This window comes from Aeromicrobium sp. 636 (assembly GCF_024433585.1).
GTDB lineage: Bacteria > Actinomycetota > Actinomycetes > Propionibacteriales > Nocardioidaceae > Aeromicrobium > Aeromicrobium senzhongii.
In genome coordinates, this window is sequence record NZ_WNJU01000001.1 from 485,505 (window position 1) to 509,654 (window position 24,150).

The following is a 24,150-nucleotide window of genomic DNA, read 5'->3' on the forward strand; positions in this document are numbered from 1 at the left end:
GCAGGTCAGCGCGATGCGGACTCGAGCAGCTCGGCCAGATCGCCGTCGTGGGCGGTCTCGGCGAGGCGAGCCAGCAGGCCGTCGTTCTCGGCCTTCAGTCGCAGGACCTCGTTCTCGAGGTCTCCGATGCGGCGGCGCAGGACTGCGACCTCGTGGGCGTGCTCCGGGGACGGGCCGCCGAGGTAGCCGTACAGGGCTTTGGCCATGGTGATCCTTCAGCAGGGAAATCAGGTGGTGTTGCAGCCCGAAGGCTGCGTCTATCAGTGTCTCACCGCCCATACGGAAGGGTCAACCGCCCTCGCGCGTCGCGCCCCCTAGGGTGTACGTCATGCGTCAGGACCTGTTCACCAGCACCGAGGGTCAGTGGACCCCGGTCTCGTCCCGACTCGCGACGGTACGCGGTCTCATCGGCACCATCACGGGAGTGGTCCTGGTGCTCGTGTCGCTCGGCCTGTGGCTGGTGTTCGCCGACGCCGCCGGCGCGTGGGAGCCGGTGCTGTGGGTCCCGGCCGTCATCGGCGTCGGTCTGACCGCCTGGGTGTGGTGGTGGGCGCCGCGCAACCGTCGCAGCTGGGGCTACGCCGAGGCCGAGGACGACTTCCTGGTGCGCGGCGGCATCATGTTCCGCCGACTCGTGGTGGTCCCCTACGGCCGCATGCAGTTCGTCGACGTCGAGTCCGGTCCCCTCGCGCGCTGGTTCGGGTTCGGCACGGTCACCCTGCACACCGCCTCGACCGCCACGGCCGCCGCGATCCCCGGCGTCCCCCTGGACGAGGCGGCCCGCCTGCGTGACCGGCTCACCGATCTGGGCGAGAGCCATGGCGCCGGCGTCTGACGCGCACCGCACCCACCCCCTGACCGCACTGCTGCAAGGGCTCATCTGGGGTGCGGGCGTCGCGGTGGCCGTCGCCTGGCAGGTCTTCGACGTCCAGGACCCCCAGTGGTGGACGCTGCTGGCGGTACCGGGCGGGTTCGTGGTCGGCGTGCTGGCGGGCTACGTCAGCTGGCTGTTCACGCGCTACGTCATCGACGACGCCGAGATCCGCATCGAGCGCGGCGTGCTGTTCCGTTCGTCGCGCCGGATCCCCTTCGAGCGTCTGCAGTCGGTCGACATCAACGAGCCGCTCATCGCTCGTGTCGTCGGCCTGTCCGAGCTGACCATCGAGATGGCCGGCGGGTCGGACTCGCGCACGACGCTGCGCTTCCTGACCCTCGTGGAGTCCCGGCGGCTGCGCCGCCTGCTGCTCGCGCGCGCCCAGGGCACCGAGGCGACCGACGAGTCCGGCGAGTCGCTCGTCGAGGAGCACCGCACGATCCTGCACGTCGTGACGCCCGATCAGATCATCATCGGCACCCTGCTGTCGCTGGACTTCGCCGCCACGGTCCTGACCACCGTCGGCTCGATCGTCGCGGCGGTGCTGCTCGAGGACGGCGGCTGGGCGCTGCTCGGCCTGATCATCCCCTCGTCCTGGGCCGTCGCGCAGATGATCATGACCCGCATCGTCGCCCAATGGAACTTCACGGTGTCGCGCGGCGAGCGCGGCGTGCGGATCGAGCGCGGCCTGCTGAGCCGCAGCTCCCAGACGATTCCCTACGACCGGGTGCAGGGCATCGGCGTGGTCGAGCCGATCGTGTGGCGCCGGTTCGGCTGGTCGCGACTGGACGTCGACGTAGCCGGCTACGGCAACGCCAGCGACGACAGCGGCGGCGTGGCGTCGACGACGCTGTTGCCGATCGCCAACGACGACGTCGCCCGCCGGATCGTCGAGGAGCTCATCCCCGACCCGGAGCGCGGCACGGCGCCCGAGGTCCGCCCGACGCGGCGCTCCTGGATCTTCGCGCCGATCGGCTGGAAGTTCCGGTCGTTCGCGGCCACGTTGCACACCGTCACGACCACCACGGGCTGGATCACCCGGCACCGCTCGATCGTGCCGCACCACAAGGTGCAGTCGGTGGGGCTGTCCCAGGGGCCGCTGCAGCGGCGGCGCGGCGTGGCCACGGTGCAGGTGCACACGCCCGACGGCCCCGTCTCGGCCAAGATCAAGCACCTCGACGCGCCCGTCGCGCTCGACGTGACGTTCGACGAGGTCGAGCGGGCCCGGCTGGCCCGGCGGCTCAGCCGCCGCTGACCGCGTCCTCGGCGGCCGCGTCGAGCACGCCCACCATCTCGCGCGAGTCCAGCCAGCCCTCGGGCAGCACGACCTTGCGCGGCGAGCCCTGACGCCCGCGCGGGACGCCCAGCTCGCTGACCGGGAACGGCACGTCGGGATCGAGGTCCTCGAGCAGCTCGTCCAGGGCCCGGTAGGAGCTCACGTGACCCAGTCGCTCGCGCACGCTGGAGCCGGCCGGGAACCCCTTGAGGTACCAGGCGACGTGCTTGCGGAACTCGACACAGCCGCGCTCCTCGCCGAGCCACTCCCCCAGCAGCTGGGCGTGCCGGCGCATGACCGCGGTGACCTCGCCGAGGTTCGGCAAGGTGGCGACCGTGCGCCCCTCGAGCGCGGCCGCGAGGTCGCGGAAGAGCCAGGGCCGGCCGAGGCAGCCGCGTCCCACGACGACGCCGTCGCAACCGGTCTGCTCGACCATGGCCAGGGCGTCGGCGGCCTCCCAGATGTCGCCGTTGCCCAGCACCGGGATGTCGACGGCGGCCTTGAGCTCGCCGATCGCGTTCCAGTCGGCCTGGCCGCTGTAGTGCTGGGCGGCGGTACGACCGTGCAGGGCGATCGCGGCGCAGCCGGTGTCCTGGGCGATGCGTCCGGCGTCGAGGTAGGTCAGGTGATCCTCGTCGATGCCCTTGCGGGTCTTCATCGTGACCGGGACGCCGTAGGGCTCGGCGGCGCGGACGGCCTCGGTGAGGATCTGGCCGAGCAGCGTCGCCTTCCACGGCAGCGCGGACCCGCCGCCCTTGCGCGTGATCTTGGGGACGGGGCAGCCGAAGTTGAGGTCGACGTGGTCGACACCGTGGTCGGCGCACAGGATCTCGACGGCCTTGCCGACGGTCTCGGGATCGATGCCGTAGAGCTGCACCGAGCGCACCTGCTCGCCCTCGGCGAACGTCAGCATCGAGAGACTGACCCGGTCGTTCTCGACCAGGCCACGGCTGGTGATCATCTCGCACACGTAGAGACCCGCGCCCTGCTCGGCGCACAGCCGGCGGAACGCGACGTTGGTGACGCCGGCCATCGGGGCGAGCACCACCGGCACGTCCACGTGGACGCGCCCCAGGTCCAGCCCTGCCGTCACGGTCGCCACCGCACCGCCGTCGCGACGCCGCCGGGCTGGAAGTCGACCGATTCGACCGCCGTCCCTCGCGGGACGAGGAACAGCAGGCAGCCCTTGGCCGTGGTGCCGGCCGCCATCGTGCGACCCACCTGCGGCGGCGCGCACTTCGAGAAGCCGCCGGGCGTCGGGGTCGCGGGGATCAGCGTGTCGCCGGCGACGTGCAGCCACCACGGCAGGCCCTCGGGGAACGAGGCCTCCGCCGGGCCACGGTTCCCGACCATGACGCGCACGTAGTACGGCTGCATCCCGGCCGGGATCCGGTAGAGCGACAGGTCCTTGCGCGGCGCTGGCACCACCTTCGTGACCCCGAGGGCCAACGCGGTCCCGGCCTCGTCCTCGGCGGACGGGTAGCCGATCGCGAGGCTCTCGCCGACCTTCTTCTCGGTGCCGGGATCGGACAGCGTGAGACCGGTGGGCACGTCGAAGCCCGGCTGGGTGTCCGACGACTCCTCGGTGTCCCCGCCCGAGCACGCGGTCAGAGCGAACAGCAGGACGGCGGCGGCCAGCGCGCGCATGCTCAGCAACCGATGAGACGCGACGCCAGGTAGCCGCTCACCTGGTCCAGGGCGATCCGCTCCTGCGACATCGAGTCGCGCTCGCGGATCGTCACGGCGTCGTCCTCGAGCGTGTCGAAATCGACCGTGATGCAGTACGGCGTGCCGATCTCGTCCTGACGGCGGTAGCGCTTGCCGATCGCCTGCGAGTCGTCGAAGTCGACGTTCCAGTTCTGACGCAGCTCGGCAGCGAGGTCGCGCGCCTTGGGCGACAGCGCCTCGTTGCGCGAGAGCGGCAGCACGGCGGCCTTGACCGGCGAGAGGCGCGGATCCAGGCGCAGGACGGTGCGCTTGTCGACGCCGCCCTTGGCGTTGGGGGCCTCGTCCTCGGTGTACGCGTCGACCAGGAACGCCATCAGCGAGCGGTTGACGCCGGCTGCGGGCTCGATGACGTACGGCGTCCAGCGCTCGTTGTTGGCCTGGTCGAAGTACGACAGGTCCTGACCCGAGTGCTTGGCGTGCGTCGACAGGTCGAAGTCGGTGCGGTTGGCGACGCCCTCGAGCTCACCGAACTCCGAGCCGGCGAAGCCGAAGCGGTACTCGATGTCGACGGTGCGCTTGGAGTAGTGCGAGAGCTTCTCGGCCGGGTGCTCGAAGAGGCGCAGGTTGTCGGGGTTGACGCCGAGATCCGTGTACCACTTCAGCCGGGTGTCGATCCAGTACTGGTGCCACTCCTCGTCCTCGCCGGGCTTGACGAAGAACTCCATCTCCATCTGCTCGAACTCGCGCGTGCGGAAGATGAAGTTGCCGGGCGTGATCTCGTTGCGGAAGCTCTTGCCGATCTGGCCGATGCCGAACGGGGGCTTCTTGCGCGAGGAGTTCATGACCTGGGCGAAGTTCACGAAGATGCCCTGGGCCGTCTCGGGACGCAGGTAGTGCAGGCCCTCCTCGGACTCGACGGGGCCGAGGAACGTCTTGAGCAGGCCGTTGAACATGCGCGGCTCGGTCCACTCGCCGCGGGTGCCGCAGTTGGCGCAGACCAGCAGCGACATCTCGACCGAGTCGGGGTCGGCGATGTCGTGCTTCTCGGCGTAGGCCTCCTGCAGGTGGTCCTGGCGGTACCGCTTGTGGCAGTTCAGGCACTCGACCAGCGGGTCGACGAACGCGTTGAGGTGGCCGGAGGCCTCCCAGACCTGCGTGGGCAGGATGACCGACGAGTCGAGACCGACGACGTCGTCACGGCTCTGCACCATCGAACGCCACCACTGGCGCTTGACGTTCTCCTTGAGCTCGACGCCCAGCGGGCCGTAGTCCCAGGCGGAGCGGGTGCCGCCGTAGATCTCTCCGCACTGGTAGACGAAGCCGCGGCGCTTGCAGAGGCTGATGACGGTGTCGATGACTGAGGCCATGGGGGGAATTCCTGTCCGGCTGGATGTCGGCGGGCCGTTGCGCGTCGTCGTGACGAGGCGCGCCCGAGATCAACCGCCCACTCTACCGCAGCAGGATTTGACAATCGTTCTCAATCGAGTTGAGAATGATTCTCATGAAGCGTCTCCCCCTCGTCGCCGCCGCGTGCCTGCTCGCCGGTCTGTCCCTGTCCGCCTGCGGCACCGACGCGAAGGACGACGGCCGCACCCAGGTCGTCGCCTCCTTCTACCCCGCGGCGTTCCTGGCCGAGCGGGTCGGCGGCGACGACGTCGCCGTCACGACGCTGACCTCCCCCGGTGTCGAGGCGCACGACCTGGAGCTGACCGCCAAGCAGGTCGTCAAGGTGAACGAGGCCGACGTCGTCGTGTACCTCGACCACTTCCAGCCGGCCGTCGACAAGGCCCTGGAGGACGCCGACCGCGACGCGAAGACGACGGTGAACATCGCCGAGGGCGTGCCCGAGCTGCACGAGGGCGAGGACGACGACGCGCACGAGGACGACCACGGCCACGACCACGACCACGGCGGCGACGACCCGCACGTCTGGCTCGACCCGGCCAACATGGTCATCGCCGCGGGCCACGTCCGTGACGCCCTCATCGCCGCCGACCCGGATCGCCGCGACCAGTTCGAGGCCAACGCCGACGCGCTCGTCACCGAGCTCGAGTCGCTGAACGCCGACTTCGAGAGCGGTCTGGCCGACTGCGAGCGCCGTGACTTCGTGACCTCGCACGCGGCCTTCGCCTACCTCGCCCACGCCTACGACCTCGAGCAGATCGCGATCAGCGGCATCGACCCGACGGCCGAGCCGTCGAGCGCGGCGCTGGCCGAGATCACCGACCTGGTCAAGCGCGACGGGATCACGACGGTCTTCACCGAACGACTCGCCTCCTCGGCACTGGCCGAGACCGTCGCCCGTGAGACCGGCGTGGCCACCGCGGTGCTCGATCCGATCGAGGGCCTCTCGGACGAGACCGCCGACGAGGACTACGTTTCCCTCATGCGACAGAACCTGGCCGCGCTGCAGAAGGCGAACGGCTGCGCATGACCACCACCCCCGTCATCGACGCCCAAGGCGTCATGGTCGACCTCGCCGGCACGCCGGTGCTGCGCGGGGTCGACCTGCGGGTCATGCCCGGCGAGTTCGTGACGATCCTGGGCGCCAACGGCTCGGGCAAGTCCACCCTCGTACGGGCGCTCGTGGGTTTGATCCCGCACCGCGGTTCGATCGAGCTGTTCGGCACGCCGCTCGACCGCTTCCACGACCACCAGCGCGTCGGCTACATGGCCCAGCGCCCCGAGGTGTTCTCCGGCGTTCCGGCCACCGTGACCGAGGTCGTCGTCAGCGGTGCCCTGTCCCGCCGACCCCGCTTCGGCTGGCCCACGCGCGCCGACCGCGCCGCCGCCGCCGAGCTGATCGAGCGCGTCGGCCTGGCGCGCCTCGCCAAGCGACCGATCACCCACCTGTCCGGCGGGCAGCAGCAGCGGGCCCACATCGCCCGCGCTCTGGTCGCCGATCCCGACCTGGTCGTGATGGACGAGCCGATGGCCGGCATCGACGCGCACAGCGCCGAGGTGTTCGCCGGCCTGCTGAGCGAGCTCGACGAGCGCGGCACCGCCATCGTCATGGTGGCGCACGAGCTCGGCCCGCTGGCGCCGCTGGTCGACCGGGCGGTCCATCTCGACGCCGGGCTCGTGGAGTACGAGGGTCCGGCGCACGGGCCGGGCACCCATGAGCACGCCCATGACCACGCGCACAGCAGCGAGCCCGCCGTGACGCGCCCCGTCCCCTCGCAGGGGCCGCTCCCGGGAGGCGACGCATGAGCGTCCTGTCCTACCCCTTCATGCAGTACGCGCTGGCCGCGGCGATCATCACCGGGCTGTCGGCACCGGCTGTCGGCACCTTCATCGTGCAGCGCCGGCTGGCCCTCCTCGGCGACGGCCTGGGCCACGTGGCGCTGACCGGCGTCGCGCTGGGCATGCTCACCGGCGTCGCACCGCTGACGACGGCGATCATCGTGGCCGTCGCCGGAGCGATCCTGCTGGAGGTGCTGCGCAGCGTCGGCCGCACCAGCGGCGACCTGGCCCTGGCGATGCTGTTCTACGGCGGCATCGCCGGCGGCGTCCTGCTGGCGAACCTCGCCGACGAGTCCGCCGCCGCCCTGAACCAGTACCTGTTCGGATCGATCATCACGATGAGCCCCACCGATCTGACGATCGTGGCCGTGCTCGGGCTGGTCGTGGTGGTCACGACGATCGCCCTGCGGCCGCAGCTGTTCGCGCTGTGCCAGGACGAGGCGCAGGCGCGCGTCATGGGCATCCCCGTGCGGCTGTACGGGATGCTCATCGCGGTCCTGGCGGCCGTGACGATCACCGTCGCGATGCGCACCGTCGGTCTACTGCTGGTGTCGGCACTGATGGTGGTGCCGGTGGCGGCGGCCCAACAGGTCACGCGCAGCTTCCGCTCGACCCACCTCGCGGCCATGGCGATCGGTCTGTTCTCCGCGGTCGCGGGTCTGCTGGCGAGTTACCAGATCGACACGCAGCCCGGACCCACGATCGTGGTCATCGCGCTGGCCGTCTTCATCGTCACCGCGCTGGTCCATGCGCTGTCGCACATCCGCACCCGCCAGGAGGCACCCCGTGGTTGAGGCCCCCCGCAACACCCGTCAGCGTCGCGCCGTCGCGGACCTCATGGAGGACCTCGACGGGTTCAGCTCGGCGCAGCAGATCCACGCGATGCTGGCGTCGCGTGGCGAGAACGTGGGCCTGTCGACGGTGTACCGCACGCTGCAGGCCCTGGCGGACGCCGACGAGATCGACGCGCTGCGCTCCGACGACGGCGAGACGCTGTACCGCCGGTGCAGCCACGGTCATCACCATCACCTGGTGTGCCGCGACTGCGGCCGCACGGTCGAGGTCGAGGGCCCCACGGTCGAGCGCTGGGCCGACCGCGTGGCCGAGGAGAACGGATTCGCCGACGTCTCGCACACGCTCGAGATCTTCGGCACCTGCGGATCATGCAGGTCCTGAGCCGCTCCGAGTGGTTGCCGCTGGCCGAGGCGCACCGTGAGCGGGCGCAGGTTCACACGCGTCCTCATCTGGCGCGGCGTGCCGACGGCGAGAAGCACCCCGTCGCCGACTTCCTGTTCGAGTACTACAACCTCTCCCCCGGCCAGCTCGAGCGCTGGCACCCCGGACTCGGCGTGGGACTGGCCGACGCCCCGGAGTACGCGGCGCTGGGCGCCTACGTCGAGGTCGACGGCGTCGCCTCGGTCGATGAGGCTCGGCTGGCGAAGCGGCTGCCGGGCCTGCGGTGGACCCGCGACCTGCTCTCGCGAACCGCGTCGCGTCCCGCCCGCACCGGCTGCTTCGGCCTGCACGAGTGGGCCATGGTCTACCGCGACGCCGACGACCGCCGCCACCCCGCTCCCCTGCGCCTCGGTGCCGCCGGCACCGACGAGGTCGTCGAGTCACACAAGCTGACATGCACCCACGTCGACGCGTTCCGGTTCTTCACCGACGAGGCGCGACCGCTCAACATCGAGGAGCTGGGCCGCGAGCACCAGCTGGAGTGGGAGCAGCCGGGCTGCCTGCACGCCACGATGGACCTGTACCGGATCGCGTTCCGGCTGCTGCCGTTCGTCGAGGCCACGATCGTGCTCGACACGTTCGAGCTGGCGCTCGCCGTGCGCGAGGTCGACATGATGGCCTCGCCCTACGATCTGTCCGACCTCGGCTACGAGCCGATCGCGATCGAGACGCCCGAGGGCAAGGCCGAGTACGTGCGTCGCCAGCGCGGCTTCACCGAGGCCGCCGCTCCCCTGCGCGCCCGGTTGCTCGAGCTGGTCGAGGGACTGCTCACTACAGTCGACGCGTGAGCATCACCGTCCGACCCGCGGCCGAGCTGACCGCCCGCGAGGTCTACGAGATCTGGCGCATTCGCGACGTCGTCTTCGCCGTCGAGCAGCAGTGCGACGAGCCCGACGTCGACGGTGTCGACCTGCGCGACGACTGCATCCACCTGTGGATCGCCGACGACGACGGGATCATCCAGTCGTACCTGCGCACCTACGTGGCCGACGGCCACCGCAAGATCGGCCGAGTCGCCACGCTCAAGGAAGCCCGCGGACAAGGGCTCTCGGGCTCGCTGTTGCGTGAGGTCCTGGACCGCTGGGGCACCGAGGAGATCCACATCGGCGCCCAGGCCTACCTCGAGGACTGGTACGGCACCTTCGGCTTCGTCACCTCCGGCCCCCACTACCTGGACGCCGGCATCGACCACATCCCCATGGTGCGACAGGCGTCGGCCCAGCCGCAGTAGTCCGGACGAGGGGTGCGGACGCGGTCCCGGAGCCTCTAGCCTTGGGTCACTGACCAGCAGCTCCTGGAGCACCATGGCCAACGCGCATCCGCCGACACCCCGCCTCGTGGGACGCGCGCGCGAGGTGGCCGCCCTCACCGATTTCGTGCGCAAGGCCGCGGTCGACGGCTCCGCCCTGCTGCTGACGGGCGAGCCGGGCGTCGGCAAGTCAGCCCTCCTGCAGGCCGCCTGCGAGGTCGCCGAGGCCGAGCGGATGCGGGTGGTCCGCGGCGCCGGTGTCGAGTACGAGTCCGATGTCAGCTTCTCCGCCCTGCACCAGCTGGTCGTCCCGCTCGCCACCTGGTTGCCCCGGCTGCCGGACGCGACCCGCGCGATCCTCGAGACGACATTGGGCATCGGGTCCGCGCCGATCCCCGACCGATTGGCCGTGTTCGACGCCGCCCTGACTCTCTTCCGCCTGGCCGCCGCCGAGCTGCCTCTGCTGGTGGTGATCGACGACATGCACTGGGTGGACCGAGCCAGCGCGTCGGTCATCGGCTTCGTCGGACGGCGCCTGGACGACTCCCGGCTCGGCTTGCTCGCGGCGGCGCGTCCCGGTGCCGGCGGGTTCTTCGACCGCACCGGCTGGCGCGACGTCGTCGTCCCGCCGCTGGAGGACGCGGAGTCGTTGGAGTTGCTGGCGCACCAGTTCGCGCACCTCCCGATCAGGGTGCACCGCGAGATCGCCCACGAGGCGCAGGGCAACCCGCTGGCCCTGCTGGAGTTCGCCTCGGCTGGACGAGGACCCACCGGGACCGGCGGCCAGGTCGACGGGACGGTGCGCGAGGTGAAGGCGCTGTACAACGCCCGGATCGCCGTGCTGCCCAGCGCGACGCGCTCGCTGATGCTGCTCGCCGCGCTCGAGGGGTCCGGTGACCTGGCGGTCATCGCCGCAGCCAGCCCGACCGGAGCCCCCGACGACCTCGCTCCGGCAGAGCTCGACCATCTCGTCCTCGTGGATGACGCGGCGGGCCACATGACCTTCCGCCATCCCCTGATCAAGAGCGTCATGGTCGACCGCTCCACGTTCGAGGAACGCCGCCGCGTGCACCTGGCACTCGCCGAGGTCTTCACCGACCCCGAGCGACGCGGACACCACCTGGCCGAGGCCGCGCTCTGCCCGGACGAGGACACGGCGGCGGCCGTGGAGGCCGGCGCTCGCAGCACGCTCCAGCGAGGTGACGTCGTCGGAGCCGTCACCCGACTGATGCGGGCCGCCGACCTGAGCCCGGACCGCACCCAGCGCAACCGTCGGCTGGCGGACGCCGCGTTCATCGGGGCGTTCTCCACGGGCCGACTCGAGGACGCGTCCCGGCTGTTGCGCGACGTGACGCGCGGCGACCCGACGGCGGCCGAGACGCTGCAGGCGACGGTCACGGCCAGCTATCTGCTGCTCACGAGCGAGGCCGACGTCACGACGGCCCACCAACTGCTGACCGATGCGATCCGCTCCGCGCTGGATCGGCCGGAAGCATGCGGGGACGACCTCACCCAGGCCGTCTACACCTTGTCCTCCGTGTGCCAGTTCGCCGGACGCGCGGACTACTGGGAGAGCCTGCGCGAGATCGTCGCGCGCCTCCCCCCATCCGCGATCACCGACGCGGTCGTGATCGCCGCGGCGCAGGGCGACCCGCTGGTGGTACCCCCCGCCACGCTGGAGAAGCTCGATCGGGCCATCACGGGGCTCGATGACTCGATGGACGTCGCGCACATCGTCCGTACCGTGATCGCCGCCTTCAACGTGGACCGTCTGGCCGGCTGCCGAGGCGCGCTGGACCGCGTCGTCCACGACGGCCGGGAGGGCGGTGCCGTCGGCTCGGCGGTCCTGGCCCTGACCATGGTGGCGTTCGATGACTACCGGTCGGGACGGTGGGACGCAGCTGCTCGGGCGGCTCACGAGACCAAGGACCTGTGCGCCGACCTCGGGTACCGCCTCTACACCTGGGGCCCGCTGTACGGCCTAGCTCTCGTCGCGGCCAATCGGGGCGACCGGGACGCGTGCATCGCCCAGTGCCGGGCGATGCTCGACTGGGCCGAGCCGCGCCAGTTCGGATGGGTGGCCAACTGGGCCAGGCACGCGCTGACCGAAGCCGCCCTCGCACACGGTGATTTCGAGACCGCCTACGCCCACGCCGTGAGCATCACGGAGCCGGGCAGCCTCGGCACCCACAACCCAGAGGCGGTCTGGACCGGACTCGACCTGGTGGAGGCAGCGCACCACACGGGCCGCGCGGCTCAGGCACGCGATCACGCGGCCGTCCTGCAGCAGGCCGATCTCGGCCGGATCACCCCGCGGTTCGCGTTCACCACGGCCGCGGCGGCGGCGATGGTGGCCCCCGACGCTGAGGCGCCCGGGCTGTTCGAACGGGCGGTGGCCCTCCCGGCTGTCGAGTCGTGGCCGTTCGAGCTGGCCAGGGTGCGCCTGGCCTTCGGTGAGCGCCTGCGTCGGCTGCGCCGTACGCGTGACGCGCGCGGGCAGCTCGACGCCGCCCGCGCAGGGTTCGAGCGGTTGGGCGCCGTACCGTGGGCGCACCGAGCGGCGACCGAGCTGCGCGCGACCGGCGTCAGCCGTGGCACCGCCACGGTGACCGGTGCGGACTCGTTGACTCCGCAGGAGACGGAGGTCGCCGAGCTGGCGGCGAGCGGCCTGACCAACCGTGAGATCGCGGCCCGGCTCTACGTCTCCCCGCGCACCGTGTCGGCGCACCTCTATCGGATCTTCCCCAAGCTCGGGATCACCAGCCGGGCGGCACTGCGCGACGCCCTCGGCGACGCAGCCCGTCACTGACGACTGCAGTCATCGCCGAGTGGACGTGCAGTCATCTGACTGACGCTGTCAGCCTCGCACCGGAACACCGTGGTGGGACACCGGCAGATCGCCGGTCGCCACCTGCGAGGAGTCCGCCATGGCGACCATCACCACCGACGACGGCACCGAGATCTTCTACAAGGACTGGGGGTCGGGGCAGCCGATCATGTTCCACCACGGCTGGCCGCTCAGCTCGGACGACTGGGACGCCCAGTTGTTGTTCTTCGTCCAGCACGGCTACCGCGTCATCGCGCACGACCGGCGCGGCCACGGCCGGTCCAGCCAGGTCGCCGAAGGGCACGACATGGACCACTACGCCGCCGACGCCGCCGCCGTGGTCCGGCACCTCGACCTGCACGACATCGTGCACGTGGGGCACTCCACCGGCGGCGGCGAGGTCGCGCGTTACGTCGCTCGACACGGTGACGGCCGCGTGGCCAAGGCCGTGCTGATCGGCGCCGTTCCTCCGCTGATGCTGCAGACCGAGGCGAACCCGGGCGGCCTGCCGATCGAGGTCTTCGACGGCTTCCGCGAGGGCGTCGCGACCAACCGGTCGCAGTTCTATCTCGACGTCGCCTCAGGTCCCTTCTACGGGTTCAACCGGCCGGGCGCGAACGCCTCGGAGGGGATCGTCTGGAACTGGTGGCGACAGGGCATGGCCGGCGGTGCGAAGGCGCACTACGACGGTGTGAAGGCCTTCTCCGAGACCGACTTCACCGAGGACCTGCGTGCCATCGACGTGCCGACACTGCTCATGCACGGCGACGACGACCAGGTCGTGCCGATCGGCGCCTCGGCGGAGGTCGCGATCAAGCTGCTGCCGAACGGGACGCTCACGGTCTACCCCGGCTTCCCCCACGGCATGGCGACCGTCAACGCCGACGTCATCAACGCCGACCTCCTCGCCTTCATCCAGAGCTGACCCACCGAAAGGAACCCATCATGGCAACCACCCAACCGACCATCGTCCTGGTCCACGGCGCCTTCGCCGACTCCTCCAGCTGGAACGAGGTGATCGCGACGCTGCGGGGCGACGGCTACCCCGTGATCGCGGCGGCGAACCCGCTCCGCACCCTGCACGGCGACGCCGAGTACCTGCGCACCGTCCTCGACAGCATCGAGGGCCCGATCGTCGTCGCCGGCCACTCCTACGGCGGCAGTGTGATGAGCCAGGCGATCGACGGTCACCCCGGCGTGAAGGCGCTGGTCTACGTGGCCAGCTTCATCCTCGAGGAGGGCGAGAGCACCGGGGAGCTCTCGGCCAAGTTCCCCGGCGCAGAGCTGGGGTCGGCGCTGCACTCCGTGCCGGTGGCGACGCCGGACAACGCGGAGGCGGTCGACCTCTTCATCGAGCAGGACAAGTTCCATGCGGTCTTCGCCGCCGACGTCCCCGAGGAGGACGCCGTGCTGATGGCCGTCACGCAACGGCCGATCATCGGCGACGCCCTCGAGGAGAAGGCCACGAAGGCGGGCTGGAGGAACGTCCCGACGTGGAACATCGTCACGCTCCAGGACCTCGCCGTCCCGGCCGAGTCGCAGCGGTTCATGGGCGACCGCGCCGGCTCGAAGAACATCGAGGTCGACGCCTCGCACGCCGTCACGGTCTCACGTCCCGAGACCGTCGCGCTCGTCATCGACGAGGCAGCCAAGGCCACCGCCGACTGAGGTGCTTCGACGGCGAGCGGCGGTCCTCCATGCATGCAACGACATGGAGGGCCGGTCACTCGTTGCGCGAGCAGCGATTCGGATTCTGGATCCGATACAGATCCCGATGTCCCAAGGGCTGAGGCTGGCGGTCCCAGGCCGCACTACCGGGCCTGCGCTTTGAGTCCTTCCGCCCAGAAAGATGCGTGTGAGTAGCTGGCAAAGCAACGTCGTAGGTACCCACATGGCCGGAATTGCATCTCGTAACGCCACCGTGCGGGCGGCGTGACTCGAACGTGCGGCGCGGCGGTCGCTTACGAAAATGTTGGAAGAGTTGCGACGCCCGTCGCGGGCCCAAGGCAGAATGGCTCGGATCGTGCCTGAGTGGTGACGCGAAGCGCTGCTGACTCTCGATACAAGTCTTCGCACTAAATAGAGAACCGAGGTCCATCCATGGTGACGGACGACTCACCGGCCGCTGACGTTCAGCGTGGCGCCCGCTGGATTCGCGCGGCGCTCCAGGTGAATCCCTTCGGTTACGTCGGTAACTCGTCGCCCTCCAAGAGCTACGCGGATGAGGCAACGTACAACTCCGCCCTGATTGCCGAGCTTCAGGCGCAGCAGATTGAGTTGATAGCGGTCACTGATCATTGGAGCGCCAGTAGTGCATCGCAACTGATTGCCGACGCGGAGGCTGCCGGCGTGGCGGCACTCCCGGGCTTCGAGGCCAACACCTCTGAAGGCATCCACCTGCTGGTGATGTTTGAACGTGGCACCGCGATCGAACAGGTCACCGCTTCAATCGGAGCGTGCGGTTTGACACCCGGGGCCGCGAAGGGCACAACAACGAAGTCGTACGGGGACATCCTGACTGACATGAGTGCCCGCGGGGCGTTAGTGATCCCGGCCCACGCCAACGTCGCCAACGCTGGACTGCTGAGTAGAGCGAAAGGTGACTCGCTTGTCGAAATGATCAAACACCGTGACCTGCTAGCTATCGGCATCACCCCGTCGGCCGCTGAGCTGGGGGACCAGACCAAGATCCTCAAGGGGACCAGGCCCTACAATCGCCGACATCCGCTAGTGGCTATCCATGCCGATGACATCTGCGACCCGGCGACACTCGCCTCTCCTGGCGCGAGCACGTGGTTCAAGATGAGCACCCCCAGCCTGCTAGGGCTTCGCCATGCGGTGAAGACTCCGGAGACCCGAGTCAGCACGACCGATCCGTCGTCGACATCTCGGGTACTACTTCGCGAGATCGCGTGGGACGGCGGCTACCTCGACGGTCAGAAACTGCACCTCGCTGAGGACCTCACTGCCCTCATCGGTGGACGCGGAACCGGAAAGTCCACCGCAATCGAGAGTCTCCGCTACGTGCTGGACATCGCGCCCATCGGCGAGGCAGCCAGCAAGGACCACAATGAGATGGTCAAGAACGTGCTTGGCGCTGGAACGGTCGTTTCGCTGGTCGTCGACGTGGTGTCACCGAGGCCGGCGCGTTTCACTATCGAGCGCACCACTAACAGTCCAGCCATTGTTCGTGACTCCAGCGGCACACATACGAACCAGCGCCCACGCGACGTCGTCGGCAACCTTGAGATTTTCGGCCAACACGAACTGGCCGAGCTCGCGCAGGACAAGGACTTGATGGCTGAGCTTGTCGCACGCGTCGCAGGCGGGCCAGCCTCGCCCGCCGAACGAGACGATGTCCTGAAGGACCTAGCCGACAACCGTGATGCGCTCGCTAAGCACGAACGAGACCGGGAGGCGCTCGAGACCGAACTCGCGGATATCCCTCGCCTGGCCGAGAAAATGGAAGCGTTCGACGAGACGGATCTCGCGGCAAGACTTGACCAGAAGACTCGGCTAGATAAGGACGGCGCCGTCCTGACGGATGCGTCCGAAAGGGTTCAATCCGTGGAGGATCTGGTCGGCGAGTGGGGTCTAGAAACAGCCGTCCAAGAACTACGCGCCGAGATGGTCGACGTCAACGACTCTCCTCGCAAGACGGACCTAGAGCATCTGTCTCCCATCCTCGGACAACTCGCCGAGGCGCTCGAGCAGGCTTCGTCATCCGTGCAAGCCGCCATTGCTGAGGCCAAGACCAAGATCGAAGCGACCAGGCAGTCATGGGAGTCCGCGACAAAGACCGAACGTGACGGAGTCTCTGCGGTGCTGCGCGAACTAGTCGAGCAAGGGCACAAGCCAGATGAGTACCTGACTCTGCAAGCCAACCTCAACCGGCTCACCAAGCGGGCTGAGAAGAGGCCTGTCTTCGAAAAGGCGAACAAGAAATTGACCGACGAGAGAACGATTCTGCTTCGCTCGCTGGCCGATATCGATAAGCAGATCGCGAACGAGCTCAAGGACGCAATCAAGGCATCCAACGCTGCTACGACGGGAGCCGTGATCGTCAAGCCGATCGCATCACCCGATCGCAGCCACATCAAGACGGTGATCTCCCACCACTTCACAACACAGCGCGGCCAGGTTTTCGCCGCCATCGATCGCGATGACTTCAGTGTGGCGACGTTCGTGGCTGCTGCCAGGTCGGGGACGGACGCACTGGCGGGACTGAACATCACCGGCGCTCAGGCGAAGGCGATCGTGGACGCCGGAGAACCGTTGTTTAGAGAGCTGGAAGAGCAGTCGGTCGGCCTCGCTGTCGAGGTACAGCTCAACGTCGCGTCCAACGGTGCCCCGGCGGACTGGCGCCGCCTTGAAGATCTGTCGAAAGGCCAGCGTGCTACAGCGCTGCTGCTGCTTTTGCTCGGAGCATCGATGAGCCCCCTTGTAATTGACCAACCCGAAGATGACCTCGACAACCGATTCGTCTACGACGGCGTCGTTCAGAAGCTGCGATCCCTCAAAGGCACCCGGCAGCTGATTGTGAGCACTCATAACGCGAACGTGCCCGTCCTGGGCGACGCAGAGTTGGTGGTGACCCTCGAAGCCGACGGCCATCATGGCCGTACAGTCGCTGATGGCGTCGGATCACTGGACGACCCGAAGGTGCGAAAGTACGCGGAGGACCTTCTGGAAGGTGGGCGCATTGCGTTCGATGCGCGCAAGCGCCTATACGATTTTTAGTCGGATTATTGAGCCACCAGGCCATGAGGAGAACTGAGCTTGTTCAACCTGATCGTCGGCGCCGATACCGATATGTCGGTACCGCTCGAGAGAGTGGGCGAATCCACCGATACGCACCTCACCGCGTACATCAAGAGCTCAGGTGTCCTGAATGTCGACCGCTTGCGGAACCTTCCAACCTTGCTGATGCCAGAGATCAGCCCGAATGATCCCCAGGGCCACGCGCGGCGAGGTCGTGTCAGCGACATCCGCGTAACCAAGTCAGGTCGCAACGCCACCGTAGAGTTTGACTTCACCCCTGACCCGTCCGTGCCACCGATCCCCGCGACGACGATCATCGCTCACGCCCCCGCGATCGGGGTCCAGGGCGAGTGGGGTCTTCACCGCACCTATTGGGCAGTCAAAGACATTGATCTGGACGCTGTGATCCGTTCGATTGCACAACCGGTTCCAACTCCCCACGTGTTCCAACTGCCAACATCGGAACCCCGTGAGAACGATTTGGTGGCGGTCATGATGCCATTCGACGGCGCGTTCGCGGACGTCTACACGGGACTAAAGGACGCGACGGTAGGAGCCGGGTTGCGCTGCGTGCGCGCCGATGAGATCTGGAACAACCACGCGATTATGGCGGACGTGATCAGCCTGATCTGGAGGTCGCGTGTCGTCATTGCGGACCTAAGCGGCAGGAACCCGAACGTCTTCTACGAGGTCGGCATCGCGAATACACTAGGTCGCGATGTCATCTTGATTTGTCAGGATCTAAAGGACATACCTTTCGATCTGACTGGCCTTCGGGCGGTTCAGTACTACCCGAATACCGAAGGAGTAAATGCGCTCAAGGCCAAGGTGCAAGCGCGTTTGGAGACGCTCACGAAAAGGTAACTTCAGCCACTCTACTTTCACCGGATTCTTCGACATCGAGACGTGCGGTCACGACGTAAGCATCGACAGCGTGGTGGTGTTCGCCAGCGATCATTTGTGCACCAACGCGGCGCTACTTGACGGCTGCGCCGGTCCGCGCAGTGGGGTGGCTCCGCGAGGTCGAGTCATGTCACTGCTATCCACTCGTACGGATCCTAGTGCCAGAGCGCGGCACAACACTCCGGGAGCACCTGCATCCAAGCGGGGAAGGTCACCACAGGAACTCGTCAGGTCCCGCAGCACATTCACGAAGGCCCTTTGTTCGGCACCGCACAAATGCGTCCCGATGAAGCCTGGCGAACGAGTACTCTGCGGCCATGGCAGTCGGCGACCTCGGCAAGGACTTGGTATCTGAGGCCGCATCGTCCGCGGTTCCCGGCATGGGTGCGCTCGTCGGTCGGCTGTGGGAAGGCATGACTCGCGAATGGGAAACCAACCGGTCGATAGCTTTGCGCGCCGCCCAAGAAATCTCCGGACTTTCCCGGGAGGATCTTGCCGAGCGGATCGACTCCTACCCAGAACTCGTCCCCGCGCTTACGCGGGTGCTCTGGGAGGCAGCCATGACCGGCCGCACGAAGTTGCTTGAAAGCATGGGTGCAGTCTTCGGCGCGGCAATCGATGACCTCGAGCACCTTCCCGACTACGAGATGGTGCTGACCGGCCTGTCGTCCCTCACCGGAACAGACATTCTGGTTCTGAAAGAAGCTCGCGATCGCCACGTTTTCCACCAACAGACCGACGACGAGATCACTGCAGAGTCGAACGAAGCAGCCACGGTTCTTGGGATCGCCGATCGTCTGAATCTCGCTAAAGCGAGCGTGGCGTTCGGGCTCCGGCGGCTCGAGAACCAAGGGTTCGTTTCGTCGATGAGCGTTCTCGGAGGGACTCGGTTCACGATCACCGAGCTAGGCCTTCTTCTCTATGACGTCCTTGAACGTATGGCGGACTTCCATGATGAGGCATAACGCACCCGCAACCCGAGCAGGATCGGGGACCAAGAGCCCAAGGCCGCCCAGCGACTCCCCTACTTGGATTGGCATATGGGTCCAACCGCGGTCAGACAACTAGTTCTGAGGGCTAATCGACCGTCTTGCCCCAGCGGACATCGCCTTCCCCGGCTGCTCAACGGTCAGCACTCCCAGCAGTCGTAACGCGTTCGTTGGCGAGGGAGAGGTTTTGAAAATGCTGGCTGTGGCGGCCCATCACCTACCCGTAGTGGTTGCGGGTTGGCCATGCTCCCGACCGCGTCACTCCGCCGCGAGTGTGCGCTTACGCAGGAGGACCCGAGACAAGACGGCGTCGAACTAGGAAATGAAGATGTTCGCGAGACACGCCTCGGGTGTCTGGCTGTAGAACGGGTCTTCCTCGTCAAGTTGGACCCACCACCCACCGACGGTCACGTGGTCGCCAAGTTGATAGGTGCGTCCCTCGCTGGACACGGTGTACGGATCGGACCCGACAGTCGTCCCCGACGGCCAGATCACCACGGCCCTGCCTGACTCGGCTGCCTCGATCAGGGATCGGGGATCCCTGCCACGGACGGGCACGGGAGCCGCGTCGACGATCCCCAGGCAGCCGTCGACGTCGGCCAGTCGTCCGGTGACGGCGTGCTGATGGGCGTCGCCCCCTACCCGGATCAGCACGGCCGGCCCATCTGACGACGTGTGGACGCGAGCGAAGTCCTCATCACCGGCGGCAGTCGCCTTGGAAACGACGACGCTGACCGGCGAGGCCACCACGACGGCCGCCAGGAGAAGGCGCGACGCCGGCACGAGCCTCGAGGTCAACCGGGCAAGAGCCCATGCCACTGCCCATCCCGCGGCAGTACCCATGGCACACAGAATCAGCGTCCCCGAAAGCAGACCCAGGCGTGTAAAGAGGAACGCATAGCTGAGAACAACGGTGAGAACCGAAGCACCCGCCGCGACACGGAAGCCGAACGACAACGACTGGGCGCAGCCCACCACCACGCCCACCAGGAGCGGGACCCACACGACGCTGCTGCGGGTGTCGTCCGACATGAAGAACACCGACCCGTAGCGCGACTCGAGGATCGCGTACGCGACCACGTAGTTGAGCGCCACGCACACACCCAGGCCCACGCCCGGAGGGACCGTGCGGCTCAGACCAGTCAGGACACGGGCGGTCGGCACGAGGTCAGCCTAGGGTCGAGTGCCGCCCGATGTCCGTCGAATGTGTTCCGGACGAGGCCGTCCACACTCCCGCCCGCGTGATCATCGCGCGACGGGACGCTCGCCGAAGGCCTCGCGTCATAACACCGCTTATGGGCACGCACGCCAGGTGCACATCCGCTCATGCCGAGATTCGATTTTCAGTCGACCACGCGGGTCGAGGTCGTCGAGTATCCGCCACCGCCCGGATAGTGCCACGCGCCCGTGAGGGTGTTTCCCGCCTGATCGAACGTGCCCTGGTAGTACGCCAGCGATCCGCGTTCGCCCATCCGGATCGTGAGCGTGTCGTCGAGGACCTCATAGGTGTAGTCGAGGGTCTCTCCCTCCGAGAATCCGTAGTAACGAGACCGGATGTCGACGCTCGGTTCCTCGCCGTACTTGGATTCGTGACCGATGACTTCGAGGCCCTGGTTGTCGCCCAGATCGACGTGCTGCAGCAGGAAGAACCCTTCCTCGGTCCACTCGTAGATGACCGTGCCCTCAGCCCCACCCGACACGGTCCAGGTGCCGACCAGTTTGTCGAGCGTCTTCAGATCGGTGTTCGGCTGCGTAGCCGAGAGCTTTCCGATCTCGTCATTGTCAGACATGTTCATCACCTCTCACTGGCGGAGTTGGCGAAAGTTGCCTGGGTTGTATGTGGTTAGCGGCGACTAGGTCGGTAGACCAGCTCTTGGGTGCGCCGGTCAAAGGTGCGGCTCTCCAGCAGCTCCAGGTCGAAATCGCCCGCTCCCTTGAGGATGGGGCTGGTTCCGGTCCGCCCTGAGATCGCAGGGAAGATCGTGACTTGAAGGCGGTCGACCAGACCTGCGGCCATCAGCGACCAGTTCAGCGACAAGCTGGCCTGTGAGCGCAGAGGGATGTCTGATTCGTCCTTCAGTCTGGAGACAATGTTGAGAGCGTCGCCGCTGACGATGGTCGCGTTCGGCCAGCCGAGGGTGTCATGCAGGGTGGAGGAGATGACGGTGGCGGGCATTCGCAGCATCCGAAGGTTCCACTCGTCCTGATTGTTCGGGTCGTCGGTGCGAAACAGAATCTCGGCGTTCTCCCGGAAAGTGGTGGCTCCAAAGATCATCCGTTGCTCGGTGTCGAAGAGAGCGGCGCGGTGTTCGAGCAGCTCAGGTCCCTGCTTGCCCCAGTAGCCGCCCCAGTCGCCCTCCGGGCCGAACGAGCCATAGCCGTCCAGTGTGGAGAAGACGTCCCAGGTGTAGGTCGCGGTCATCGTGTACTCCTCTGCCACGGAAGCGGCGGCTATCTGCTGTGACTTCGACCATCAACTATCCGAGTTGACGAAGCAAGCAGATGTCGCCCCTGCAGCCGCGCGGAACCGCAAGACGGATGTGCGCAGACATGTCCCGAGGCCCAGGCTCAGTGGCGCGCCCGCATCTGCCGCAAGTCGCGCACTCCAGGATCTGCGTCTTACCACCGCGAGTGCCGCGAGCGGGTGTCCGCGCGGAACAGTTGTACGCACATCGTTCTTCAGACCGCACTGCATTCGTCTGGCCTCGTCGTGGAGTACGGCCATGACGAGAGGCGGCGACCTCGCCTCCATGTCCGACAACTGAAACGACCAACGGTCGCCCATTCCACCGCGTGTCGGCCTGTCAGGTCTCTTTGAGTGCGAAGGTGGCCAGCGCGTGCACGAGCGACTTTCCATCCTGCTCCACCTCGGCTTCGCAGATGGTGAGCCTGTCGCCGCGCTTGCGCACCGTGGCAGTGACCGTGAGCGGACCAGGCTTCCCGGGCCGGAGGTAGGTGACCGTGAGCTGACTGGTGGCGGGCGTCTCGTCCTCCACGACGCTGAGGATGGCTGCGCCCATCGTCGTATCGACCAAGGTGGCGAGCATTCCGCCGTGAACCGTGCCAGCCGGATTGAGATGCCGTTCATCGGCATCCATCGTCAACGTCGCTTGTCCGTCGGCTGCCTCAGGGGAAGGGGCGCCGATCATCGTGAGAAAGCCGTGTTTGGTGTCAGTCACGAGGTCTCTGTACCCCGTGACCCCCATAAAGATGCGTTCGCGCCGGGGTGTGGCGCGACACGTCCGCGCCTGGGTCACCGGGCAGCGGACTCGGGCGAGCCAACTCTGCTCACCGCGGGTGCCCCGGTAGCGTCCGAGGGTGGCCACTACTCGCCGATCCAGTGCTCGTCGGCGCAGCCCCTCGACCCGACGTGGCAAGCCGCGGCAGCAACCGCGCCCGTTGCCGACGGCCGGACCGGGTGAGCGGGTATGGGTGCTCGACGTCCCCTACGGGACCCAGGTCGACGGTGCCACGTGGCATCCGGCGGTCAAGACCCATCTCCACGTCGGGCGCGGGCTGCCCGCGCACCTCGCGCCCTACTCCCCCGGGCCGTACACGCTCGGTCGATTCATCGAGAACTCGCTGAACCCCGGCGATCCGACACCTCAGCCCGAGGCAACGGGTGACCTGGAGCCCCGGCAGATTCAGTACGAAGCAGCCGACGCGATCGCCGCGCGGGCCGCTGCGGGCGGGCGGCAGTTCCTGCTCGCCGACGAGCCGGGTGTCGGCAAGACGATCTCGGCCGTCCTCGGCGCCACGGCGGTGGGCGACCTCCGTGGCGCTCGACGAGTCCTCGTGGTGGCCGACCGGCCCGCTGCGATCACCATCGGCCACTGGTGCCGCACGATCACGGCACTGGGCGACGGCGGCCTCGAGTGGGTGGTGATCACCTGGGATCGACTGGAGAAGGTCAAGGACCACGCCTGGGACGTGATCATCGCGGACGAGGCCCACGCGCTGCGACGCACGACGACGAAGCGGTGGAAGCACTGGGCGCGGATCTCCGGGCACGGGCGGCCGCCCGACCAGGCGCCGTTCGTCATCGCGACGACCGCGACACCCGGGCACACGCCGCTTGAGCTGCCCTACCTCGCTCCGGCCTACGCGCAGGTGCTCGGCGAGCCGATGAAGGAGTGGACCTCAGCCACGCAGCCCGGGACCGCGTTCGCCACCGCGCTCGAGCGCCACGGCGTCGGGGTGGAACGTGGACGTTACGGCGCGACCTGGACCACCGATCCGGCCCGGCGCGCGGCCGATCTCAAACTCGTGCGCGGCTGGCTGGCCGAGGAACAACCGCCGGCGATGCTGCACCGCGCGGCGCCGTGGGGACCGGTGCCGATCTCCGGCATGCCCGTGACGCTCACGCCGACCGAGCGCACCACCTATGAGGCCGAGTGGGGCGAGTTCTGCCGCGAGATGGACATCGCCCGGCGCGGCCGCAGTGTCGCGAAGGGCCGGTCCGCACTGCTGCGCTTCCGGCAGAAGGCCGGACTGATCCGCGTCGACTCGACCGTCGCCTGGATCGCCCAGCAGGTCGAGGCCGAGCGGCAGGTCGCGTGCTCCGTCGAGTTCGTCGCCACCGCCGCCGACCCGATCGCCGACCGGCTGCGCGACAGCGGCATCGAGGTCGCCACCATCTACGGCCGCGACCGGTTCGACGTCGAGGCGGAACGGCTCCGGTTCCAGACCGGGCAGGCGAAGGTCTGTGTGTTCACGACGGTCGCCTCGATCAGCCTGCACGCCGGCGAGACCCTGGCCGACGGCAGCCAGGCGAGCACCGAGCCGCGGGTCGGCGTCTTCCACCAGGCGCGCTTCTCGGGCATCGCCGGACGCCAGGTGACCGGACGGACCCACCGCGACCACCAGGTCTCGCCGTGGCACATCGCCTACGCCGAGGGCACCGTCGAGGAACAGGTCGGCAAGGTCATGGTCGAGCGGATCGCCGCCGCCTCCGACACGGCCGGCAGCGACACCACCGGCCTGTCCGAACTCGCCGAGCTGCTCGGGGCCGACTGGCTCCCGCCCACGACCCTGACCGAGGAGGGCGCCTGAATCCGGATCCTCTGACCTCTTGACGTGTGACCTGGCTCACATCAAGTTGGAACGTAACATCGCTCCCCGGAG

Annotated in this window: 23 protein-coding genes; 15 read left to right on the forward strand and 8 right to left on the reverse strand. The window is 67.9% G+C overall.

What is annotated here, in order from left to right; genetic code table 11:
• Positions 1-5: 5 nt before the first annotated feature.
• Positions 6-206, reverse strand: coding sequence for a hypothetical protein (locus GL325_RS02350; protein ID WP_154595050.1), 201 nt, complete (start codon positions 204-206; stop codon positions 6-8).
• Between the two features lie 122 nt (positions 207-328).
• Here GL325_RS02350 and GL325_RS02355 point away from each other — a divergent pair, with 122 nt between their 5' ends.
• Entirely contained in the window at positions 329-835 is a 507-nt protein-coding gene (locus GL325_RS02355; protein WP_154595051.1) for a PH domain-containing protein, read from the forward strand.
• Positions 819-2,129: a PH domain-containing protein gene (locus GL325_RS02360; protein ID WP_187768480.1), complete on the forward strand. Its 1,311-nt coding sequence runs from the start codon at positions 819-821 to the stop codon at positions 2,127-2,129. Before GL325_RS02355 ends, GL325_RS02360 begins: the two co-directional genes overlap by 17 nt.
• On the opposite strand, the gene dusB is transcribed toward GL325_RS02360, so the two are convergent.
• Genes dusB through GL325_RS02375 form a run of 3 tightly spaced genes read right to left on the reverse strand, consistent with a single transcriptional unit; the run spans position 2,116 to position 5,185 of the window.
• Complete coding sequence (dusB, locus tag GL325_RS02365; protein ID WP_308209231.1) at positions 2,116-3,243, reverse strand: tRNA dihydrouridine synthase DusB; 1,128 nt, start codon at positions 3,241-3,243, stop codon at positions 2,116-2,118. The genes GL325_RS02360 and dusB overlap by 14 nt on opposite strands.
• A complete protein-coding gene (locus GL325_RS02370) occupies positions 3,240-3,797 on the reverse strand; it encodes a hypothetical protein (protein WP_187768481.1) in 558 nt (185 codons plus the stop codon). Before GL325_RS02370 ends, dusB begins: the two co-directional genes overlap by 4 nt.
• A gap of 2 nt (positions 3,798-3,799) precedes the next feature.
• Entirely contained in the window at positions 3,800-5,185 is a 1,386-nt protein-coding gene (locus tag GL325_RS02375; RefSeq protein ID WP_187768482.1) for a glycine--tRNA ligase, read from the reverse strand.
• Positions 5,186-5,319: 134 nt separating this feature from the next.
• Here GL325_RS02375 and GL325_RS02380 point away from each other — a divergent pair, with 134 nt between their 5' ends.
• From GL325_RS02380 to GL325_RS02435, 12 genes are all read left to right on the forward strand, one after another.
• The gene (locus GL325_RS02380; protein WP_187768483.1) at positions 5,320-6,252 is read left to right on the forward strand and encodes a metal ABC transporter solute-binding protein, Zn/Mn family; all 933 of its coding nucleotides are present in this window, start codon (positions 5,320-5,322) and stop codon (positions 6,250-6,252) included.
• A complete protein-coding gene (locus GL325_RS02385; protein WP_187768484.1) occupies positions 6,249-7,028 on the forward strand; it encodes a metal ABC transporter ATP-binding protein in 780 nt (259 codons plus the stop codon). Before GL325_RS02380 ends, GL325_RS02385 begins: the two co-directional genes overlap by 4 nt.
• Positions 7,025-7,855, forward strand: coding sequence for a metal ABC transporter permease (locus GL325_RS02390; protein ID WP_154595057.1), 831 nt, complete (start codon positions 7,025-7,027; stop codon positions 7,853-7,855). The genes GL325_RS02385 and GL325_RS02390 overlap by 4 nt, the downstream gene beginning before the upstream one ends.
• Positions 7,848-8,237, forward strand: coding sequence for a Fur family transcriptional regulator (locus GL325_RS02395; RefSeq protein WP_255467461.1), 390 nt, complete (start codon positions 7,848-7,850; stop codon positions 8,235-8,237). The genes GL325_RS02390 and GL325_RS02395 overlap by 8 nt, the downstream gene beginning before the upstream one ends.
• Positions 8,225-9,085, forward strand: coding sequence for a 3-methyladenine DNA glycosylase (locus GL325_RS02400; protein ID WP_187768485.1), 861 nt, complete (start codon positions 8,225-8,227; stop codon positions 9,083-9,085). The genes GL325_RS02395 and GL325_RS02400 overlap by 13 nt, the downstream gene beginning before the upstream one ends.
• Positions 9,082-9,528, forward strand: a complete 447-nt coding sequence (locus tag GL325_RS02405) for a GNAT family N-acetyltransferase (protein ID WP_223110950.1) — start codon at positions 9,082-9,084, stop codon at positions 9,526-9,528. The genes GL325_RS02400 and GL325_RS02405 overlap by 4 nt, the downstream gene beginning before the upstream one ends.
• Before the next feature lie 73 nt (positions 9,529-9,601).
• The gene (locus GL325_RS02410) at positions 9,602-12,355 is read left to right on the forward strand and encodes a helix-turn-helix transcriptional regulator (RefSeq protein ID WP_187768486.1); all 2,754 of its coding nucleotides are present in this window, start codon (positions 9,602-9,604) and stop codon (positions 12,353-12,355) included.
• Positions 12,356-12,473: 118 nt separating this feature from the next.
• Positions 12,474-13,298, forward strand: a complete 825-nt coding sequence (locus tag GL325_RS02415) for an alpha/beta fold hydrolase (RefSeq protein ID WP_187768487.1) — start codon at positions 12,474-12,476, stop codon at positions 13,296-13,298.
• Between the two features lie 20 nt (positions 13,299-13,318).
• Entirely contained in the window at positions 13,319-14,041 is a 723-nt protein-coding gene (locus tag GL325_RS02420) for an alpha/beta fold hydrolase (RefSeq protein WP_187768488.1), read from the forward strand.
• A gap of 432 nt (positions 14,042-14,473) precedes the next feature.
• Positions 14,474-17,113: a TrlF family AAA-like ATPase gene (locus GL325_RS02425; RefSeq protein WP_187768489.1), complete on the forward strand. Its 2,640-nt coding sequence runs from the start codon at positions 14,474-14,476 to the stop codon at positions 17,111-17,113.
• A gap of 39 nt (positions 17,114-17,152) precedes the next feature.
• On the forward strand, positions 17,153-17,998 hold the full coding sequence (locus GL325_RS02430) for a hypothetical protein (protein ID WP_187768490.1): 846 nt from the start codon (positions 17,153-17,155) through the stop codon (positions 17,996-17,998).
• Positions 17,999-18,354: 356 nt separating this feature from the next.
• Entirely contained in the window at positions 18,355-19,002 is a 648-nt protein-coding gene (locus GL325_RS02435; protein WP_187768491.1) for a hypothetical protein, read from the forward strand.
• Positions 19,003-19,341: 339 nt separating this feature from the next.
• Here the strand turns inward: GL325_RS02435 and GL325_RS02440 are convergent, their stop codons facing one another.
• From GL325_RS02440 to GL325_RS02455, 4 genes are all read right to left on the reverse strand, one after another.
• On the reverse strand, positions 19,342-20,121 hold the full coding sequence (locus GL325_RS02440) for a hypothetical protein (protein WP_187768492.1): 780 nt from the start codon (positions 20,119-20,121) through the stop codon (positions 19,342-19,344).
• A gap of 248 nt (positions 20,122-20,369) precedes the next feature.
• The gene (locus GL325_RS02445) at positions 20,370-20,816 is read right to left on the reverse strand and encodes a hypothetical protein (protein WP_187768493.1); all 447 of its coding nucleotides are present in this window, start codon (positions 20,814-20,816) and stop codon (positions 20,370-20,372) included.
• A gap of 53 nt (positions 20,817-20,869) precedes the next feature.
• Positions 20,870-21,448, reverse strand: a complete 579-nt coding sequence (locus GL325_RS02450; protein WP_187768494.1) for a dihydrofolate reductase family protein — start codon at positions 21,446-21,448, stop codon at positions 20,870-20,872.
• Between the two features lie 382 nt (positions 21,449-21,830).
• The gene (locus tag GL325_RS02455; protein ID WP_222865876.1) at positions 21,831-22,205 is read right to left on the reverse strand and encodes a PaaI family thioesterase; all 375 of its coding nucleotides are present in this window, start codon (positions 22,203-22,205) and stop codon (positions 21,831-21,833) included.
• 253 nt (positions 22,206-22,458) lie between these two features.
• Between GL325_RS02455 and GL325_RS02460 the strand changes: the two genes are divergently transcribed.
• A complete protein-coding gene (locus GL325_RS02460) occupies positions 22,459-24,078 on the forward strand; it encodes a helicase (RefSeq protein ID WP_255955414.1) in 1,620 nt (539 codons plus the stop codon).
• Positions 24,079-24,150 lie beyond the last annotated feature (72 nt).

Bases quoted from the DNA above. Each gene is read 5' to 3' on its own strand.
- GL325_RS02385 (WP_187768484.1), top strand. From the start codon at position 6,249: ATGACCACCACCCCCGTCATCGACGCCCAAGGCGTCATGGTCGACCTC.
- GL325_RS02350 (WP_154595050.1), bottom strand. From the start codon at position 206: ATGGCCAAAGCCCTGTACGGCTACCTCGGCGGCCCGTCCCCGGAGCAC.
- GL325_RS02355 (WP_154595051.1), top strand. From the start codon at position 329: ATGCGTCAGGACCTGTTCACCAGCACCGAGGGTCAGTGGACCCCGGTC.
- GL325_RS02415 (WP_187768487.1), top strand. From the start codon at position 12,474: ATGGCGACCATCACCACCGACGACGGCACCGAGATCTTCTACAAGGAC.
- GL325_RS02450 (WP_187768494.1), bottom strand. From the start codon at position 21,448: ATGACCGCGACCTACACCTGGGACGTCTTCTCCACACTGGACGGCTAT.
- GL325_RS02400 (WP_187768485.1), top strand. From the start codon at position 8,225: ATGCAGGTCCTGAGCCGCTCCGAGTGGTTGCCGCTGGCCGAGGCGCAC.
- GL325_RS02445 (WP_187768493.1), bottom strand. From the start codon at position 20,816: ATGTCTGACAATGACGAGATCGGAAAGCTCTCGGCTACGCAGCCGAAC.
- GL325_RS02380 (WP_187768483.1), top strand. From the start codon at position 5,320: ATGAAGCGTCTCCCCCTCGTCGCCGCCGCGTGCCTGCTCGCCGGTCTG.
- GL325_RS02435 (WP_187768491.1), top strand. From the start codon at position 18,355: ATGGCAGTCGGCGACCTCGGCAAGGACTTGGTATCTGAGGCCGCATCG.
- GL325_RS02360 (WP_187768480.1), top strand. From the start codon at position 819: ATGGCGCCGGCGTCTGACGCGCACCGCACCCACCCCCTGACCGCACTG.
- GL325_RS02370 (WP_187768481.1), bottom strand. From the start codon at position 3,797: ATGCGCGCGCTGGCCGCCGCCGTCCTGCTGTTCGCTCTGACCGCGTGC.
- GL325_RS02420 (WP_187768488.1), top strand. From the start codon at position 13,319: ATGGCAACCACCCAACCGACCATCGTCCTGGTCCACGGCGCCTTCGCC.
- GL325_RS02375 (WP_187768482.1), bottom strand. From the start codon at position 5,185: ATGGCCTCAGTCATCGACACCGTCATCAGCCTCTGCAAGCGCCGCGGC.
- GL325_RS02410 (WP_187768486.1), top strand. From the start codon at position 9,602: ATGGCCAACGCGCATCCGCCGACACCCCGCCTCGTGGGACGCGCGCGC.
- GL325_RS02390 (WP_154595057.1), top strand. From the start codon at position 7,025: ATGAGCGTCCTGTCCTACCCCTTCATGCAGTACGCGCTGGCCGCGGCG.
- GL325_RS02425 (WP_187768489.1), top strand. From the start codon at position 14,474: ATGGTGACGGACGACTCACCGGCCGCTGACGTTCAGCGTGGCGCCCGC.